The organism is Natronococcus jeotgali DSM 18795 (assembly GCF_000337695.1).
GTDB lineage: Archaea > Halobacteriota > Halobacteria > Halobacteriales > Natrialbaceae > Natronococcus > Natronococcus jeotgali.
Map to the genome: position 1 here is coordinate 1 of NZ_AOIA01000018.1, position 14,226 is coordinate 14,226.

Genomic DNA, 14,226 nt, shown 5'->3' on the forward strand with positions numbered 1-14,226 from the left:
GAAACGGCACGGACTCGACGGTCGAATTTCGGTATAACGGCTACAAAATAAGCGTCGAGGCGGACGGCTGGGTGACAGTCTCCGACCGCTCTGGAGACTCGGTAGCTGCCGGCGAGTAAGACAGGCGCAGATTTGTTTGATCTTGCAAGAGCCGTGCTGTGTATTCTGCACGGTTCTGTCAACATATCTGATAGCTACTAGAGGACCCAGCGTTGGGTTCGCACTCTCCAGGTACCGATCGAGCGCCTCGAGACCGATACCGACCGAACGTCTCGCAACGCGGAGTCAGTCGTGGACTAACACGTCGAGGACGTCCGGGCCGTCCCGCTCGAGAGCCTCCTCGAGCGCCGCCTCGATCTCGTCGGGCGTCTCGACGAGGCGGCCGCGGGCGCCGTGGCTCTCGGCGTTTTTCGGAATGTCCACGGGCGGCTCGAAGTCCATCCCGGTGAACTCGTAGTCCTCCTCATCGCCGCCCATGATCTTGAGCGTGTTGTCCTTCAGGATCCGGTAGTTGCGGTTGTCGGGGACGACGACGGTGAGGTCGAGGTCGTACCGGGCCGCGCTGTAGACGGCGTTGGAGTAGTAGAGGTAGGAGCCGTCCCCGATGAAGCCAACCACGTCGCGGGGCTGGTCGCGTTGGCTCTCGGCCAGCGCCGCGCCCACCGAGGCGGGCAGCCCGTAGCCGAGTCCCCCGCCCTTGTTCGAGATGTACTGCTCGGGCGCGAGATCCCAGCGTGTGAGCATGGTGTACTTCGAGGTCACGCCCTCGTCGACGACGTAGGCGTCGCCTGCGACCCGTTCCACCGCATCGACGAGGCGGGCCTTCGAGGCGCGGGGATCGTCGGTTGCTTCGCCCTCGCCCATCGCGCCGATTTTCGCCTCGACCATCTCCGTGACCGCGCCGACGCGCTCGAGGCGCTCCTCGACGTCGGCCTCGGAGAGGCGCTTCCGAACGCGCTCGGCGAGCCCCTCCATCGCGAGCCCGGGATCGCCGATAACCGCGGCGTCGGCCGGCTGATTCTTGCCGAGCTGCCAGGGGTCGGGACCGACGTGGATGCAGGTCGTCTCCGGGTCGACCAGCGCCTCCTCGTGGCGGGTCAGCGTCGTGTTCGTCGAGCAGCCGACGAACAGCAGGGTGTCGCCGTCCATCAGCATCGCGGCGAGGTCCTCGTCCGGCGGGATGTAGGAGACCCACTGGTCGTGGTCGGTCGGGTAGTCGATCTCACAGGCCATGATCTCGCCGTAGACCCGGGTTCCCGCGGCTTCGGCGAGTTCGACCGCGGCCGAGACGGCGTCAGTACCGGAGCGGGCGACCTCGTCGCCGACGATCATCACCGGGTCGTCGGCCTCGGCGAGCAGGTCGGCCGCACGCTCGAGCTGGACCGGGTCGCCGCTTCCGGCGTTGGGAATCGGGCCGAGCCGCTCGGGCTCGGCGTCGGTCTCCGCGAGGGTGACGTCGAGCGGCAGGGCGAGGAAAACGGGTCCGGTCGGCGGCGTCAGCGCGACGCGGAAGGCACGCCGGAGCATCGTCGGCAGCGCCGCGACGTCTAAGACTTCGTCGGACCACTTGCAGAACCCCTCGGCCATCTCGGCGAGCTCGCCGCTCAGAATCGGCTCCTCGTGGCGGAAGTCGGTGCTGTGGTTGCCCGCGGTGACGACGACGGGCGCGCCCGCGACCTTCGCGGCGTAGAGGTTTCCGAGCCCGTGGGCCAGCCCCGGCGCGATGTGGAGGTTCGCCACACCGACGGGGGTGATCGAGTCGTCGCCGTGGGCGTGGTACCGTCTGGTCTGGGCGTACCCCGAGGCCATCCCGACCGCGACGTCCTCGTGGAGTCCGAGGACGTACTCGAGGTCGCTCCGCCCGATCGCGTCGATGATCGGCAACTCCGTCGTTCCCGGGTTGCCGAAAACGTAGTCGACCCCGTAGGACTCGAGGGCGTCGACGAAGAGGTCGGCGCCGGTGTCTCCGTCTGTCATGCTCTCTCGTGAGACGTGACCGACTATGAATCTGTGTCCCCCGGCGACCCGAACCGCGACCCGTCGCCGGCGAGCGGTCGGCGTCGCCGAGCGACGAGACCCACGCAAACTCCCGCTACCCGCGGTATTTTACGTCGGTCCGTCGTGGCCAGAACTATGTCGCTCGCCAGACACGGGGCCGGCGTCGGGGCGACGGCGCGAGCCTTCTGGTCGCAGGTTCATCCGGTGTTCATGCTCCCGCCGCTGGCCGCCTCGCTGTTCGGCGCGGTGCTCGCCGGGAGGTTCGCCCCGGGGGTCGCGGCGCTGCACCTCGTCGCGATGTTCGCCGCGGTGTACACGGCCCACGTCAAGGACGGGTACGTCGACTTCTACCTGCGGGACGAGGACGACGACCACCCGCTGACCGAGCGGGGCTGTCGGCTCGGGCTGGCGGCCTCGACGACGGCGTTTGCCGTCTGTGCGCTCGCCCTGTTCGTCCTCGTCGACTGGGCCGCCGCCGCGCTCACCGTTCCGACGTGGCTGATCGCCTACTACCACGCTCCCCAGCTCGACACGAATCCCGTGACGGCGACGACGGGCTACCCGCTGGGGATCGCGCTCTCGCTTCTCGGGGGGTTTTACGTCCAGGCCGAGGCCCTCGCCGCGGTTCCCGTCGGCTTCGCGGCCGTCTTTCTCGCGTTGCTCTCGGGGATCAAGGTGATCGACGACGCCACGGACTACGACTACGACCGCTCGATTCGCAAGCGGACCGTCGCCGTCGCCGTCGGCCCCGACCGCGCCGCCGCCGTCGCCTACAGCCTGATGATCGCGGCCCTGCTCGTCGTGGTCGCGCTGGCCGCCGCGGGGATCTTCCCGCCCGGAACGGTGGTGGCCGCGCTCGCCTTTGCCGCGGTGGCCGCCGTCGCCCGCCGGGCGCCCCCGAAACTGGCGACCATGCTGCTCATCCGGGCGTCGTACGTCTTCCTGGCCGTGCTGGTCGCGGCCGTCTGGTTCGAGCCGCTGGCCCGGCTCGGGTGAGGACGCGCTCGAGCATCCGGGTCGGCCGACGCCGTCACCGATCCGACATGACGGGTCCTCGCCGAAAAGCGCTAAGTACCGAATCGGAGTAGACTGACACGGAGAACCATGGTAGATGCACACAAACTCGACTGCGAGGCGGCCGAGTCCGACTGCCGGTTCGTCGTCCAGTCCGAGGACGAAGGCGAGGCGGTCGAACTGGCGAAAAGCCATATGCGGGACGTCCACGAGAGGGAGCTCTCGGACGACGAACTCCGGGAAGAATACCTCCAGGTGGTGTAACTTACGACCCGTGCCAATCCCTGAGACGATGGGCGTGCCAAAATACGACACACCGTCCGGGACTTGACGAACGAGCGTCGAGGAGAACCCGTATGGAACTCGTGGAAGCTACCGCAGACGACCTCGACGCGCTCGTCGACCGCTGGTACGACCTCGCACGGGAGATGGAGATACTCCGAACTGAACGAACTCGCCTACGGCGACGTTCGCGAGGTCTCCGACGACGGCTTCCGCGCTCACCTCGATAGCGAGGACGTCACGGACTACCTCGTCGTTCGCGACGGCGAGCGCATCGGCTTCGTCACGCTCCGCGAGGGTCAGCATCCCTCCCGGCGGTACTCGACGTCCCTCCGCATCGTCAACCTCGCCATCGACGAGGACTACCGGGATCGAGGCCACGGTACGGCGGTCCTCGAGCGCGCGAAAGAACTCGCTCGCGAGCGCGGCTGTGACCACCTCGAGGTCTCCTGCGAGTGGCACAACGAGGACGCACGTCGGTTCTACCGCGACGCGGGCTTCCAGCCGAAGCAGGTCGAGTACGCACGACCGCTCGAGTGAGTTACGAACCACAGCCGAGTACGCGCGCTGCCGGAGACGGATCACTCCACGCCGGATCGTCTCGAAGCCGGTGTCGCGAACGCTCTTATTTAAGAACCGCGTATAGTGAAGGCTGAGGTATTTTTCAGTAGTGGGACGACTCGCACACCAATGGATTTCCTCGAGATAGATTCGGCCGTGTTCTTCGGGTCGATTACGATGGTCACGTGGGGGATCTGGGTAGTCCTGGGCAACGCCGCCTCGGAGTCCATCGACCCGAGGACGGCCGCCGCGATCTCCTATCTCGTTGCGGGACCCCTCGCACTCGGATTCATCCTCGTTTCGGACGCATCGCTCGCCATCACCGCGAGGGGAGGGCTGCTCGCCGGCACGGCCGGACTGTTCACGGGAATCGGCCTGATTTCGATGTACGTCGGCCTCTCCGGCGGGTCAACGACGATCGTCTCTACGCTCGGTGCGATGTACTTCGTCGTCGCGGCCGTCATCGGGATGGTCGTTCTCGGAGACGAGGTTACGATCACGAGACTCGCCGGGATCGCGTTCGCAGTTATCGGGGTCGCCCTGGTTACCCAGTGACCGGAACGCAAATCGAGACAGCTACGACGCGCTCGAAGACGAGTAACGCACTACGACTCGGTTTCTCAGTTCGTACTCACGATCTTGATCACGTCGCCCTCCTCGAGTTCGTACCCCTCACCCACCTCGCGGCTCGATTTCGCGTCGACGGCGTGGAGGTAGCCGTCGCCGATGTCGGAGTGGACGGCGTAGGCCAGATCGACCGGGGTCGACCCCTGCGGGAGTAAGAAGGCGTCGGGGAGCACGTTGCCGCTGCCGTCGGACCACTTCGCGGCGTCCTCGACGGGGTAGGCGGTGAGGTGCTCGAGCAGGTCGTAGACGGCGTAATCCAGCGCCCCCTGGACGCCGGTACCGTCGTACTCGGCCATCGTCTCCGCGAGGCCCTCGAGGGCCTCGCGCTGGGCGTCGCTGACGTCGGCGCCGATCTCGAGGGTCTCGTCGCCGGAGTCGTAGTCGACGAGGCCGTTGTCGGCGGCCCGGCGCAAGGCGAGTTCGCCCTCCGCGGTGGTGGGGATGACGGGTTTGTCGAGTTCGAGCAGTTTCTCGACGTTCTCCTCGGGGGCGATGTCGATCTTGTTCGCCGCGACGACGATCGGCTTGGTTCGCTGGCGGATCTCGCGGGCCAGCGCCTCGCGGTGGTCGTCGGTCCACTCGCGAGGATCGTCGGGATACTCGATCTCCCGCAGGGTTCGGGCGACGTCGGTCGGCGAGGCGCCGAACCCGGTGAGCATCTCCGCGAGCGCGTCGTCGACGTCGAAGTCGGGCGAGCGGGACTGGCGCTCGATCGACTCCCAGTTGCGCTCGACGATGTCGGCCAGCCAGAGGTCCATCTCCTCCTCGACGAAGTCGATGTCCTCGAGGGGGTCGTGCTCGCCGACGTCGACGGGTTCGCCCTTCTCGTTGGTCCCGCCGGAGGCGTCGATCACGTTGACGATCGCGTCGGCGTTGGTGAGTTCGTCCAGAAACTGGTTGCCCAGTCCCTTCCCCTCGTGGGCGCCGGGAACGAGCCCGGCGACGTCGATCAGCTCGATCGGGACGTAGCGCTTGCCGTCCTCGCAGTCGTCGGCGTTACAGCGCTCGTCGCGCTCGAGGCAGGGACACTCCGTCCGAACGGAGCTCACCCCGCGGTTGGCGTCGATCGTCGTGAAGGGGTAGTTGGCGACGTCGACCTCCGCCATCGTCGCCGCGGTGTAGAACGTGGACTTGCCGGCGTTTGGCTTCCCGGCAAGCGCGATCGAGAGCATGCCTCTCCGTAGCACCGTCCGTTCAAACTGTCTTTCGATTCGGGACCCTCCGTCTGGTCCGACGGCCGATCAGCCCGCGGATATGCAGTACGACGACCTCATCGGCGAGGTCCAGCGACGAGCGCAGCACGACTCCCGAGAGGTCGCGCTGAGCGTCTCCCGGGCGACGCTGACGACCCTCTCCGAGCGCATCGATCCCGGAACCTGGCCGCCAACTGCCCGACGAACTCGCCCGGTTCCTCGAGGAGGCGGTAATCGGGGACCCTCGAGGACGTCGAGACGCAACTGCCGACCGACGAGGGGTACGACGACCTCTTCGAGATCGCTGAAAGCAACAGCGGTCCGGCCTGATCGGGATCGACCGACCCGTCGCGCTCAGAGCTCGACGGCCATCATCACCTCGTCGACGTAGCGGCCGTCGAGCTTGTAGTGATCCTCGCGGATCGCCTCGGTCTCCCAGTCGTGGCCCTCGAGGAACGCGATCGCCTCCTCGTTGCTCGAAGGGACGCTCTGGTAGACCTTCTCGTAGCCGTTCGTCGCCGCCCACTCGAGCCCGCGGGCGAGCAGGTGCGAGCCGATCCCGTGGCCGCGGTAGCCGTCGAGGACGCCGACGGTAAGCTCGGCGGTGTGGGAGAGCTTCTCGAGTTCCGGGGCGTGCAGGTGGACCCAGCCGACGACCTCGCGGTCGACGGTCGCGACGAAGAACATCCGAGATTCGAGCTCGTTGTGCCTGAGCAGCGCCTCCTGGTGGTCGATCTCGTCGGCGACGCTCTCGGCCTCGATGTAGGTCCGTTCCTCCGCGACCTGCCGGATCGCGCCGACGATCCCGGCCAGGTCCTCCTGCCTGGCGGGGCGGATGTGGAACTCGAGGTCCTCGGAACGGTACTCCTCCTCCGCGCCGGCGTCGATCGTCACCCGGAGGGTCCCGTCTTTCTCCTCGAGGCGACCGTCCCGCTTTAAGATCGCCACGTGGTGGCGGAACCCGCCCGATTCGATCCCGAGCTCGGACCGGACGGCCTCGGGATCGACGGCCCCGTGGCGCTCGACGTGTTCGTAGATCCGTTTCCGGTCGGCGTGGCCGAACTCGAGGGGTTCGCGGAGTGGCATGGTAACGTACACCACCCCAAAACACTTAACGTTTGTCTGACCTGCTACGCCCACGCCGAGAGATGGATTCGATCACCGAGACGCCACGGAGACCGACCGAAGCGACCGCCGCCTCGAACGCTCGCGGGCCGTCGCGGCTGCGATAGGCGAATGATTGGGACGGAACTCCTCGTCGTCTGCGTCGTTCTCGCCGTCACGCTCGCGTTCGGCCTGCTCGCCCACGAGTGGGCCCACACGTTCGTCCTCCGGTTCGGCGCGGTCGAGTACACCATCTCGTACCTCCCGAACCGCGGGGGCGGTCTCCTCGGGTCGCTCCGAAGCCGTCCGTGGGCCGTCGTCAGACCCCATCCCACCGGAACGGAGCCCCCGTGGATCCTCCGCGCCGCGGCGCTGGCGCCGCTGGCGCTCGCGGTGCCGGCGCTCGGCCTCGTCGCGACGGGCTATGCCACCGAGGGGCCGCCCGTCGTCACCGCGGCGACGGTCGGCTGGCTCGCCTGTGCGATCCCCAGTCCCCGGGACTTCTCCGTCGCCTTTCACGCCCACCGAGCGCTTCGCGATTCGCTCGAGGAGTACGATCCTCGCAGCTCTCGGACAGACTGATCGTTCGGGAGGAACAGCGAGCGACGACGGGCCGCGGTCGGGACGGAGCCGCGGTCCGGTCGCGCGACAACGCGATCACACAGCCACGAGTGATCGCCGACGGCGAGTTGAGCATGAGTCATCCACCGGCACTCACTGCCGAGCGCGCTGTCGGTCGGCGCCGAAGCCGACGTTCGTTCGTTTTCCTGTCAAGTATTAAAGCTACTTGTTGACGCGATATCCGTACCGATTCCCGTCTGCAGTGGACGAACATCCACTATCGGTCGAAATACCCTCCGCTCCTGATCCTTTCGGACGCGCATCGAGTATCGTCACTCGTCGGTGTGGAAGGGGGCGGCTACCGGTGGGGTCCGGGTCAGAAATGCGCCGTCGGCCCGGACGAAATCGTCAGGCCGAGACGTCCGTCGAATCGCGCTCCCAGTGGCGGTGCTCGGCGATTGCGTCGACGAACTCCTCGAGGAACGCGTCCAGTTCGCCGTCGTCGCGGCAAGTGACGACTCCCGTTGGCTCGGTCGGTCCCTCGCCGTCGCCGGCGACGTCGACGTCGGGGAGGTCGACGCTCTCGAGCAGCTCGGTCCCCTCGCCGAGCGCGCCGATCGGCTTCTTGTGCTTGAACGCCTCTTCGACGAAGTGTCTAACGTCCCCTTGCTTCTCGAGGGCGTCGACGCTGTCGCCACCGCCCGGAACGAGGACGGCGTCGAACAGCACCGACTCGGCCGTCGACAGGCTCTCGTCGGCCTCGACGGTCTCGCCGTCCGCGCCCTCCCGCTCGCCGAATGCCGGCGCGACGATCTTCACGCGGGCGTTTTCCTCCTCGAGCGCCGAGACCGTTCGCGAGACGTGGTCGTCCTCGAAGCCGTCGTCGAGGAGGACGGCGATCTTTCGGGTTTCGATCGTCTCCGGCGTTCGGTTTTCCATGCTGAGCGACGGATCCTCCCGGTCGTGGGTCGGCATCTCGTCGCCCGGCTCCTCGGGCGGTTCGACGCCGATCCCCTCCGCGACGCGTTTGGCGAACTCGTGGTCGACGTTGTTGAAGAGGTCGTAGACGGTCCGCTCGCGGATTTCCGTGCGTTCGACCTTCCCGAGTTCGAAGCGGGCCGCCTCGACGATGTGTTGCTTCTCGGGTTCGGTCATGCTGTTCCAGAACAGTCGCGCCTGGCTGAAGTGTTCCTGAAAGCTCTCGCTTCGGTTCCGGATCTTCCTCCCGTCGACCCGCTCGGCGCGGTGCTCGTAGCCGCCTTCGGCTTCGGTGGCCTCCTGCGGATCGTCGTCGCCGATCGAGTTCGGCTTGTAGGAGGCTTTCCCCTCGTTGATCTCCTGGCGCATGAAGCCGGCGCGCTGGTTGTTGTGCCGTTCGGCGATCGGGCGGTTGATCGGGATCTCGTCCCAGTTGGCGCTGCCGAAACGGTTGAGCTGCGTGTCCTGGTAGGAGAACAGCCGCCCCTGCAGGAGCGGGTCGTTCGAGAAGTCGATGCCCGGCACGACGTTGCCGGGGTGGAACGCGACCTGTTCGACCTCCGCAAAGAAGTTGTCGGGCCGCTCGTTCAGGACCATCTTGCCGATCGGGCGGACCGGAACCTCCGTCTCGGGGATGATCTTCGTCGGGTCGAGCAGGTCGAAGTCGAACCGATCGGCCTCGTCCTCCTCGACGATCTGGACGCCGAGTTCCCACTCGGGCGCGTACCCCTCGTCGATGACGTCGTAGAGGTCCTCGCGGTTGAAATCGGGGTTGTTGCCGGCGATCTTCTGGGTCTCGTCCCAGACGAGCTGGTTCGTGCCGAGCTTGGGGGTCCAGTGGAACTTGACGAACCGCGACTCGCCCTCCTCGTTGACCAGCCGGAAGGTGTGGACGCCGAAGCCCTGCATCATTCGGAAGGCTCGAGGCAGCGCCCGTCCCGAGAGCAGCCACATGAGCATGTGCGTGGTCTCGGGTTTCAGCGAGGCGAAATCCCAGAACGTGTCGTGGGCGGAGGCTGCCTGCGGGATCGCGTCGTCGGGTTCGGGCTTGATCGCGTGAACCAGGTCGGGGAACTCCATCGCGTCCTGGATGAAGAAAGGCGGCATGTTGTTGCCGACGAGGTCCCAGTTGCCGTCCTCGGTGTAGAACTTCGTCGCGAACCCGCGAACGTCCCGGACGGTGTCGGCCGATCCCCGGGAGCCGACGACCGTCGAAAAGCGGGTGAACACGGGCGTCTTCTGGTCGGGATCCTGCAGGAACGAGGCCTTCGTCAGCTCGGAGACGTCGTCGTACTCGCCGAGGTCGGGGTCCTCGTAGGGCTGGAAGTAGCCGTGGGCGCCGGTGCCGCGGGCGTGGACGACCCGTTCGGGGATCGACTCGTGATCGAACTGGGTCATCTTCTCCCGGAAGTGGAAGTCCTCCATGATCGTCGGACCCCGCTCGCCCGCCTTCAGGGAGTTGTCCGTGTCGGTAACCCGCACCCCGTGGTCGGTCGTCAGGTACTCGCCCTCGGCGTTTTCCCGCACCTCCTCGAGCTGTTCGTGTTTGCTGTCCGAATCGATCTCACCGTCGGCGTCGTCGCTCGTCCCCGCCGATCCGGAGTCGGTTCCCGAGCCGTCGGTTCGAGGCGCTCGGTCGGCGTCGGAGTCGGTCGCCTTCGGTTCTCGATCGTCGGGAGAGTCGTCTGCTGTCATGGTAGGAAACGGGACCGAAACGACGGACGTTCGCGTTCAGGTCGGTCGCCGTTTCCACCGTCAACGAACAGTCGTGTAAGCGTCACCCAGTCGTATGCTTGCACGGCTCCGGATCGGGGACGAAACTCACTGCACCGCCCGCGACGGCTCCGCCGTCGCGACGCCTCGAGTTCGCGCCCGGCCGTTACTGGAACTCGGGCTCCCGGTCCTCGAGGAACGCCGCCATCCCCTCGCGCTGGTCGGGGGTGCCGAAGAGGCTGGCGAACGCCCGCTGCTCGTAGGCCAGCCCGCTCGAGCGCGACCCCTCGCCGAACTGGTTGAGCGACTGCTTGGCCGCCTGCATCGCGTCGGCGGGTTTCGCCGCGAGGCGGTCGGCCAGCTCCGTGACGACCGCCTCGAGTTCGTCGTCGGGAACGACCTCGCCGACGAGCCCGGCCTCGGCCGCGCTCTCGGCGTCGAGGCGCTCGCCGAGGAAGATCAGGCGCCGCGCCGTCTCGTCGCCGACGAGTCGGGGCAGGCGCTGGGTGCCGCCCCAGCCCGGGATGATCCCGAGGTCGATCTCGGTGTTACCGATCAGCGCCGACTCGCTCGCGACCCGCAGATCGCAGGCCAGCGCCAGCTCGCAGCCCCCGCCGAAGGCGTAGCCGTTGATCGCCGCGATCGTCGGCGCCGGGAACGCCTCGAGGGCGTCGGCGACGGAGTGGCCGAGCTCGCCCCACGCCTGGGCCGCCGGGCTCGAGAGGTCCTGCATGTAGTCGATGTCCGCGCCCGCGATGAACGCGTCGTCGCCGGCGCCGGTGAGCACGAGCGCCCGCGCGTTTTCGTCCTCGGCCTCCGCGACGGCGTCGCCGATCCCCTCGAGGGTCGCGACGTTCAGGGCGTTGAGCGCCTCGGGTCGGTCGACGGTCAGCGTCGCGACGGTCTCGTCCTCGTTCCAGCTGAGTCGAACGGTGTCTCGGCTCATAGCTTCGCGTTCGACGAACCACGATAAAAACCCGGCGACGGTCGGTTACACTTCGACGGCTGTCGCGTCGTTCGCCGGCGGCAGCGTAACGGTAAACGTCGACCCGTCGCCGGGTGCGGAGTCGACCCCGATCTCGCCGCCGTGGCGTTCGACGATCCGCCGACAGAGCGCGAGCCCGATTCCGGCCCCCGGCTCGTCGCGACCGTGCAGACGCTGGAAGACGTCGAAGATCCGCTCGCTCTCCGCGGGATCGATCCCGACGCCGTCGTCGCTGACGGCGATCCGCCAGTAGCCGTCGGCTCGCGAGCGCTCGGCCGAGACCTCGATTCGCGGCGGCTCCTCCCCGGAGTACTTGATCGCGTTCTCGAGCAGGTTCTGGAAGAGCTGGCGGAGCTGGCCGGCGTCCCCGCGCACGCACGGCAGCCGCGAGGCGTCGATCTCGGCCCCGGTCTCCCGGATCCGGACGCGGATGTCGGACCGCACCGCCTCGAGGACTTTCTCGAGGTCGACGGGCTCGAACGAGTCCCCGCGGGTGTCGACCCGGGAGTACTCGAGCAGCCCCTCGATCATCTCGCGCATCCGGTCGGCGCCGTCGACCGCGTACTCGAGAAACTCCTCGCCGTCGGCGTCGAGGTCGTCGCCGTAGCGGTCCTCGATCAGTCGGAGGTAGCTCGTGACCATCCGCAGGGGCTCCTGGAGGTCGTGGGAGGCCGCGTAGGCGAACTGCTCGAGGCGTTCGTTCGAGGCCTCCAGCTCGCCGACGAGTTCCTCGAGTTCGTCCCGGTAGTGGCGGCGCTCGAGCTCGTAGCTGAGCCACTGCGCCGCGAGCTCGACGAACCCCCGCTCGGCGGGCGTCAGCGGCTCCGTTCGCGGGTTCTCGTCCGCGAAACAGACGGTTCGAGTGCCGTCGCCCGCCGGGATCTCGCAGCCGACGTAGGTGTCGAATCCCCACCGCTCGTAGGCGGGATCGTCGGCCCAGCCCTGGGCGGGCGCGTCCGTGACCACGAGCGGCTCCGTCGCCTCGACGGTCTGGCGGCAGTACGTCTCGGACAGCGGGGCGGATGCCCCCGGGCTGACCCCGCCGTCGGCCGTCGCGTGGACGACCTCGAAGCGATCCGTCTCCGGATCGACGTCGGCGACGAACCCGACCTCGAGCCCGAGCCGTTCCCGGCCCAGTTCGAGCAGCCGAGCCACCTTCTCCTCGAACGACCGCTCCGGGTCGGCGGTGATCTCGTAGAGCCGGCGCAGCGCCCAGTTGCTCTCCCGGAGCTCGCGCTCGACGGTCTTTCGCTCGGTGACGTCCCGCAGGTAGACCGAGAGCCCGGTTTCGGAGGGGTAGACGTTGACCTCGAGCCACGACTCGAGGGCGGGGACGTACTCCTCGACGGCGGTCGGCTCCTGGGTCGCCATCGCGGTCCGGAACTCCGCCTCGACGGTTTCCCCGACGTCGGGAAACACCGTCCGGAACGACCGACCCAGCACCTCCCGGTCCTCGAGCCCGATCAGCTCCGCGGCGCGGTCGTTGACGTGGGTGAACGTCCAGTCCGCGTCGAGGCCGACGACCGCGTCCGTGATCCGGCTGTAGATCTCCTCGAGGTCGGACTCCAGCCGTCGGCGTTCGGCCACGTCCCGAACGACGCTCACCATTCCTCCCTCGACCGTCGCCGAGAGGGTGTGCTCCTTGAGAAACCGCGTCCCGTCCCTCCGCAGTCCGATCGTCTTGCCCGACCAGGTGCCGGTTGTCGAGAGCTGGGGGAACACCTCCCGGTAGATCCGCGTGATCATCCCCGGCGGGTGGATCCGCTCCCAGTGCAGTCCCAGCATCTCCGCGGGCTCGTACTCGTACAGCGCGGCGTAGGCCTCGTTGACGTAGGCGAACTCGCCGCCGGGCTCGAGGACGGCGATCCCCTCGCGGGCGGTCTCGACGGCGCGCCGGAGGCTGTCCGTTTCCTCGGCGGGCGAGACCGCGTCGTCGGTCGTCTCCGGCGCGGGCTCGAGCGCGCTTTCGAGGACGTCGGCGACCCGCTCGAGAAAGGCGACGTCGTCGTCGGTAAACCCGGGCTCGCTCGCGTGGGCCTCGACGAGTCCCCACGGCTCGCCGTCGACGTCGATCCGGACGCCGACGCTGTGTTCGGCTCCGTCCGCGGGCGCCGGGGCGTCGCTCGAGGGGTCGAGAACGACGGGCTCGGTCCGCGCGAGGACGGCCCCGATCCAGCTATCGGACGTCGCGGCGACCGTTCCCCCCTCGCCGCGGGCGGCGTGGCGGCCGACGTGACAGCGGACGGTCGCGTGCTCGTCCCCCGGGAGTCGTTCGAGGATCGCCAGCGACCGCGCGTCGATCGCGGTCGCGACGTCGCTCGCCGCCGACTGCAGGAGGGATTCGACGTCCCCGTCAGCGAGGGCTTGCTGGGCGAGATCGGCGACGATCTCGTACCGTCCGGCGGCGGCCGTCGGTTCGCTCCCCCGACGAGTTGATGGCGCCATCTCACGAGTAATTCCATCGGAGTAAACATAAACCCTCTGCAATTTTCACCTATCTATAAAATTTGAAGTAATAGGAAACAAAGAATATAGTGGGTACGTGAGCGACGGGCGAAACGACCTTGTGATCCGGGCGCAAACGGTAACTCATGCGAAGTGTCTACGAATGTCAGGACTGCGGGGCGCACTTCCGCGGAACCAATCGCGTCTGTTCGCTCTGCGGGTCCGGAATCGGCGACACGACCCGGGGGACGTGCACTGACTGCGGCGCCAGCCTCACCGAGTCGCCCGAGCAGCGCTGTTCGGTCTGCGGTTCGTCGAACGTCACTCGCGTCTCGGTCGACGCCGCGTAGCGCGATACGCCGACGTCGCTCGAGACGGGCCTCGCGGACGCCGTTCCACCGACCGACTCCTTTCTTCGTCCGGCACCGATACCGGACTCGCGTCCCGCGGACGGGTGACGGATTCCATCCGCCTCGAGACGACGGGTTCGGCGGGGATCGGTTTCGAGCCGTCCGATCCGCGCTGCTCGACCTCGAATCCGTCCGCCACTCGACGGGGACCGTTCGAACGCGGCGCGGGTCGAGTTTCCGTCGATTCGACCGTGGCTCGGAACCCGACTGTCGACGAAACTGACACTCGCCGAACGGTACCAGAACGAGCGAACGCCCGCCCGTTCGACCGGTAGCCTCCGCCTAACGGCGTCGCCGCGACAGTTCTCGCAGCGAAAGCGCCGCGCCGTCCGGTGCCCGAGGCCCGCGCTCGGTT

Annotated in this window: 10 protein-coding genes and 1 pseudogene; 5 read left to right on the top strand and 6 right to left on the bottom strand. The window is 67.6% G+C overall.

Features of this window, described 5'->3' with window-relative positions:
* Positions 1–285: 285 nt before the first annotated feature.
* The gene (locus C492_RS01235; protein ID WP_008419764.1) at positions 286–1,977 is read right to left on the bottom strand and encodes a thiamine pyrophosphate-binding protein; all 1,692 of its coding nucleotides are present in this window, start codon (positions 1,975–1,977) and stop codon (positions 286–288) included.
* A gap of 156 nt (positions 1,978–2,133) precedes the next feature.
* Here C492_RS01235 and C492_RS01240 point away from each other — a divergent pair, with 156 nt between their 5' ends.
* The 4 genes and pseudogenes from C492_RS01240 (at position 2,134) to C492_RS01250 (ending at position 4,410) form a co-directional block, all read left to right on the top strand.
* Complete coding sequence (locus tag C492_RS01240; RefSeq protein WP_008419766.1) at positions 2,134–2,994, top strand: UbiA family prenyltransferase; 861 nt, start codon at positions 2,134–2,136, stop codon at positions 2,992–2,994.
* Between the two features lie 108 nt (positions 2,995–3,102).
* Positions 3,103–3,276: a DUF1059 domain-containing protein gene (locus C492_RS22015; RefSeq protein ID WP_008419767.1), complete on the top strand. Its 174-nt coding sequence runs from the start codon at positions 3,103–3,105 to the stop codon at positions 3,274–3,276.
* Between the two features lie 92 nt (positions 3,277–3,368).
* Positions 3,369–3,834: pseudogene (locus tag C492_RS01245) on the top strand (GNAT family N-acetyltransferase).
* 150 nt (positions 3,835–3,984) lie between these two features.
* The gene (locus C492_RS01250; protein WP_008419769.1) at positions 3,985–4,410 is read left to right on the top strand and encodes an EamA family transporter; all 426 of its coding nucleotides are present in this window, start codon (positions 3,985–3,987) and stop codon (positions 4,408–4,410) included.
* Between the two features lie 65 nt (positions 4,411–4,475).
* Here the strand turns inward: C492_RS01250 and C492_RS01255 are convergent, their stop codons facing one another.
* Both C492_RS01255 and C492_RS01260 read right to left on the bottom strand, forming a co-directional pair.
* Positions 4,476–5,654: a redox-regulated ATPase YchF gene (locus C492_RS01255; RefSeq protein ID WP_008419770.1), complete on the bottom strand. Its 1,179-nt coding sequence runs from the start codon at positions 5,652–5,654 to the stop codon at positions 4,476–4,478.
* Positions 5,655–6,029: 375 nt separating this feature from the next.
* Complete coding sequence (locus C492_RS01260; protein ID WP_008419771.1) at positions 6,030–6,761, bottom strand: GNAT family N-acetyltransferase; 732 nt, start codon at positions 6,759–6,761, stop codon at positions 6,030–6,032.
* Between the two features lie 150 nt (positions 6,762–6,911).
* Here C492_RS01260 and C492_RS01265 point away from each other — a divergent pair, with 150 nt between their 5' ends.
* Entirely contained in the window at positions 6,912–7,361 is a 450-nt protein-coding gene (locus C492_RS01265; protein ID WP_008419772.1) for a hypothetical protein, read from the top strand.
* 387 nt (positions 7,362–7,748) lie between these two features.
* Here C492_RS01265 and C492_RS01270 read toward each other — a convergent pair whose 3' ends face one another.
* The 3 genes from C492_RS01270 to C492_RS01280 all read right to left on the bottom strand — a co-directional run bounded on the left by C492_RS01270 (position 7,749) and on the right by C492_RS01280 (position 13,461).
* A complete protein-coding gene (locus C492_RS01270) occupies positions 7,749–10,013 on the bottom strand; it encodes a catalase (protein ID WP_008419775.1) in 2,265 nt (754 codons plus the stop codon).
* A 184-nt stretch (positions 10,014–10,197) separates the two neighbouring features.
* Positions 10,198–10,977: an enoyl-CoA hydratase/isomerase family protein gene (locus C492_RS01275; RefSeq protein WP_008419777.1), complete on the bottom strand. Its 780-nt coding sequence runs from the start codon at positions 10,975–10,977 to the stop codon at positions 10,198–10,200.
* A gap of 45 nt (positions 10,978–11,022) precedes the next feature.
* Positions 11,023–13,461 (bottom strand): ATP-binding protein, encoded by a 2,439-nt coding sequence (locus C492_RS01280; RefSeq protein ID WP_008419778.1) that lies wholly within the window; start codon positions 13,459–13,461, stop codon positions 11,023–11,025.
* Between the last annotated feature and the right edge of the window lie 765 nt (positions 13,462–14,226).